This window comes from Natronomonas sp. (assembly GCF_046710025.1).
Classification (GTDB): Archaea; Halobacteriota; Halobacteria; order Halobacteriales; family Haloarculaceae; genus Natronomonas.
This window is the reverse complement of sequence record NZ_JBKEGK010000222.1, coordinates 1-4,132: the sequence shown is the minus strand read 5'-3', so window position 1 is coordinate 4,132 and position 4,132 is coordinate 1. Positions and strand designations below refer to the sequence as shown.

Sequence of the window (4,132 nt, the reverse complement as noted above, 5' to 3'; positions counted from 1 at the left end):
GGACGTAACAATCGGCATTGCCGCCGCATCGAACGGTTGGGGCCCGAACTGATGTACCGCGACCTCTCACACCCCATCGAGACCGGGATGCAACGGTTTCCCGGCGATCCCGAGGTGTCGGTTGACCCGGTCGCCACCGCCGAGTCCGAGGGCTACCGCGTCTCGGCGATCAACTGTGGGAGCCACACCGGGACCCACGTCGACGCGCCGAGTCACGTCGGTCTCGAGGGCTCGATCGACGGCTTCGATATCGGGCGGTTCGTCTTCGACGCGCGGGTCGTCGACTGCACCGGGCTCGACCCCCGCGAGTCGATCGGGCCGTCGGCACTTCCCGACGACGACCACGGCGGGATGGTTCTCGTCCGAACCGGGTGGGACGGCTACTGGGGGACGCCGCGCTATCTCGACCACCCGTATCTGACCCCCGAAGCGGCCGATCGCTGCGTCGAAGCCGGATGGTCCGTCGGCCTCGACACGCTAAATCCCGACCCGACGCCGAGTGAGAGCGCCGCCCCCGGTGAACCCGAGGGCGTCCCCGCCCACCGGCAGCTCCTCGAGAACGGCCGATTCATCGTCGAAAATCTGCGGAATCTTGAGGGTCTCGGGCGCTGCCGGTTGTTCGCTGTCCCGCTTTCGATCGCCGACGGTGACGGTTCCCCGGTCCGGGCGTTCGCGACGGAGTGTTGACCCTCCCGTCGGGCGCTTCATCAAGTATGCTCGAATGCGTTTCACTGGCTCGCTTCGTGGAATTCGGCAGTGCAGGGTACGGTCCGAGGTCAGTTCGGCGGGGGTAACGCGACCAGTATTTATTTTGCAGTTCACAAAGACACATATAATGATGTCGCAGTGTGCCCTCTGTAACGCCGCCCTTGGAGAACAGTATCACCTCGAAATCGAAGGGGGTGAGTCGATCGACATTGCCCTGTGCGATATGTGTCGAGACGATCTGCTCGCCGAACCGTGGATCGAGTGCACCGGCGTGACAGAAACGGACGTCATCGAAACCTGACAGCCCGGTTCAATACAAGTATATGACGTTTGATGAGCGGGACGACGAGGTTGCGAGGCTTCTCGCCGAGTACGATGCGCGTGGATTGATCCCGGACGAGGTAGCCGACGACGTCGACGTGGCGGTCGAAGCGGGTGACGCGGCCCGGGCGTTGCGCCTGATCACCAAACGACGCCGCCACCTGCGCCGGGACGACAGCGCCGAGAATCCGGAGTGAACTGTCCACAAGCGCGGTGAGGCTTGAACTCGCGACGGTACGTTCGGTCTCGGGGCGACGCTGACCCGACTCAGTAGATCAACTCGTCGCTGTTGTCGACCATGTACAGCGTCCGGGCCGCGATGTTGACCGCGTGGTCGCCGACGCGTTCGAGATCCCGAATCGTGAGCAACAGCCGGGAAACCTCTGTCATCAGCGATTCGATCTCGTCGTCGGAGGAGCCGTCGTCGATCTCGGTCTCGATGAGGTCCCGGACGACGGTGCCTGAGGCCCGCTCACAGCGCTCGTCGACCTCGTCGTCGCGGGCGTCGATCCCGAAGCAGGCTTCGACGTCCTCATCGGCGTAAGCCGCCATCGCGTCCTCGATCATCCCGACGACCTCGCTCCCGATCCCCTGGATATCGACGTCGGGATACATACTGCGGGAGGCCTGCAACGTGTAGTCGCCGAGGTTGGTAGCGAGGTCCGCAACGCGTTCGAGGTCGGTGATGATCTTGAACGAGGCGGCGATGAATCGGAGATCGCCAGCGACGGGCTGTTGGAGTGCAAACAGGTCGATGCAGCCCTGCTCCAACTGGAGATACAACTCGTTGATCTCGTGATCGCCCTCGATGACCTCTTGAGCTAGCGCCTCGTCCTTTGCCTCTAAGGCCCGAAGCCCCGTTCGAACCCGATCGAGAACGATCTCGCTCATATAGAGGACATCCTCGCGGAGCTCCGACAGCTGCTGTTGGAATCCCTTGCGTGCCATTGGCCCCAATCGTGGGCTCTCCGGTATGTATTTTCCGGGGTGTCTGACGCGCGTCGGTCGGAGAATGCGGTTACTAAATAGCTCACCGTTCGGCTTCTCCGAGGCGCTCTCTATCTTGATTCAGCGAGAGAATCCCGGCGTTCACGCCGGGCGTGAATCGCGTGCGCCTCGTTCCACAAACCACCGGACGTGGCCGGTCTGGAACCCCAACGCTTAGCACCGTTCGTGCTGACGGTTCACACACGGGTTCCGCCGACTCCCGACGACTGATCACCAGGGGAGTCGGGCTGCATTCCACCCACGTCTGCGGTGCGCGGGAAGCCCGGGTGATGGGTTGTCGGTTGTCCCCGAGAAGGTGTGAACCGCGCCGGTCAATCTGCCGTGAGGCATAACCGCTTGGGAGAGAGTCGCGTCGAGAAACCGCGTGGCAATGACTCGCTTGCGGAGGGGAGCCCCCGTGACAGGGCCACAGAACGCTCCCGAGCGAGGGTCGAACCCCGCCCCGCCGACCTCAGGAGAGCCAGTCCTGAAACCAACCGGCACCGGGTCGGGGTCCCTCTGTGGAGGGAATCCGCGCCGTTTACAGCGAGGAGGATGTCACGTCGTCTCTGGTGTCGCTAGAGCGCCCCCGGCGCTGCAGGCGGTCCCGGGTGACGCGACGGTGGATCGGCGTCTTTCCCCGAATTCCCCGGAGATGCGCCTCGGATCAGCGATATATTGCTCAATTGCACTCTATAACCGTAAGTACCTCTCTGACAGTTCTATATAGAGCTATATTGTTTGGAGCGTGAGCAAAGATACTGCAGATCGTCGGCTTCACACGTTTAGCGCCGAAGAAATCGGTCAGTACGCTCAACACGCTCTCGACTCGCCGCAACTAGTGAAAGCTCTATATATCTCGACAGTCATTTATGATACTGTCCGGTAGGGTACGTATGGAGACGCGCAAGGTCCAGGTAACGGGCGGCTCGACATATACCGTTTCACTCCCCAAGGAGTGGGCAACCGAAAACGGGGTCGACGGCGGGAGCGTCGTTGAGTTCCACCCCGAGGGAGACACGCTGCTTTTGACCCCACAGCGCGACGAGGAGAAAATAAAGGGGACGCTCGACATCACCGGGCTGGAGGGCGAGGAGTTGATGCGCGCGGTCGTGACGATGTACGTCAGCGGGTTCGACATCGTCACGCTGGAAACCACGCAGGTGACCGCCGCACAGCGCCGGACGATCCGGGACGCGACCCAGGGACTCGTCGGTCTCGAAGTGATCGGCGAGACGTCAGAACGAGTTCGGCTGCAGGATTTGCTCGATTCCTCGGAGCTGTCGATGCACAACGCGATTACTCGGATGCGTCTCGTCTCGACGACGATGCTCGCCGACGCCGTGGCGGCGCTCGTCGACGATGACGACGAACTGGCGGCCGACGTCGTCCAGCGTGACGACGACGTTGACCGGCTGTGGTCTATGGTGTCGCGTGTCTTTCGGTCCGTGCTCAGAGACCCCTCCGCCGCCGCGGCGATCGGTCTCGATCGCGAGACGGCTTTCGATTATCACTCCAGCGCCCGCCAACTTGAACGGATCGGCGACCACGCGGCGAAGGTCGCGACCCACGTACAGACCCTTGATGAACCCCCGGCGGACACCGCGGAGGCACTTGAGGCGCTTCTCTCCGAAGCGACCGACATCGTCGAGATGGGGATGAATGCACTCTTGGAGAGCGACTCCGATCACGCGACCGAACTCGCCAACGACGCCCGCCAGCGCGTCGTTCGGATCGACGAACTCGCGCGGGCGGCCGACGATACGATTCGCGAGTTGGAGCCACAGCAGGCACAACTGCTCGGGTTAGTCGTCGACTCGCTATCCAGAAGCGCCGACTACGGCGGTAACGTCGCCGAGACGGCCCTGCAAAACGCCGCCCCGAAGCCGTAAGATCTGTTTTTATTCCCGAAGCAGTTCCTCGGCGACCGTGTCGGGATCGAGCAGTTCCGGATCGACGATGTGACCGGCCTGGCCCTTGACGAACTCCGGAACAGAATCGCGGGTGTATATGACGATCCGGAGTCCAGGGTTACAGTCCGCGGCCACTGTCACCGATGTCGCCAGTCCCGCGTCGGTCAACACGAGCGCGTCTGCGCTCTCAACGCCGGCAGCCT

General features: G+C 62.6%; 5 protein-coding genes and 1 pseudogene. 4 read left to right on the top strand and 2 right to left on the bottom strand.

What is annotated here, in order from left to right; all coding sequences use genetic code 11:
* From ACI944_RS12450 to ACI944_RS12440, 3 genes are all read left to right on the top strand, one after another.
* Positions 1-687 (top strand): cyclase family protein (locus ACI944_RS12450; protein WP_411719364.1); only part of this gene is annotated, 687 nt, incomplete at its 5' end.
* A gap of 148 nt (positions 688-835) precedes the next feature.
* Positions 836-1,009: a hypothetical protein gene (locus ACI944_RS12445; RefSeq protein WP_411719363.1), complete on the top strand. Its 174-nt coding sequence runs from the start codon at positions 836-838 to the stop codon at positions 1,007-1,009.
* A 22-nt stretch (positions 1,010-1,031) separates the two neighbouring features.
* The gene (locus tag ACI944_RS12440) at positions 1,032-1,226 is read left to right on the top strand and encodes a hypothetical protein (protein ID WP_411719362.1); all 195 of its coding nucleotides are present in this window, start codon (positions 1,032-1,034) and stop codon (positions 1,224-1,226) included.
* A gap of 70 nt (positions 1,227-1,296) precedes the next feature.
* Here ACI944_RS12440 and phoU read toward each other — a convergent pair whose 3' ends face one another.
* A complete protein-coding gene (gene phoU / locus ACI944_RS12435; RefSeq protein ID WP_411719361.1) occupies positions 1,297-1,977 on the bottom strand; it encodes a phosphate signaling complex protein PhoU in 681 nt (226 codons plus the stop codon).
* Between the two features lie 935 nt (positions 1,978-2,912).
* On the opposite strand from phoU, the gene ACI944_RS12430 reads away from it, so the two are divergent.
* Positions 2,913-3,908: a PhoU domain-containing protein gene (locus tag ACI944_RS12430; protein WP_411719360.1), complete on the top strand. Its 996-nt coding sequence runs from the start codon at positions 2,913-2,915 to the stop codon at positions 3,906-3,908.
* A gap of 9 nt (positions 3,909-3,917) precedes the next feature.
* Here the strand turns inward: ACI944_RS12430 and ACI944_RS12425 are convergent.
* Positions 3,918-4,132: pseudogene (locus ACI944_RS12425) on the bottom strand (CTP synthetase); the annotation flags it as partial.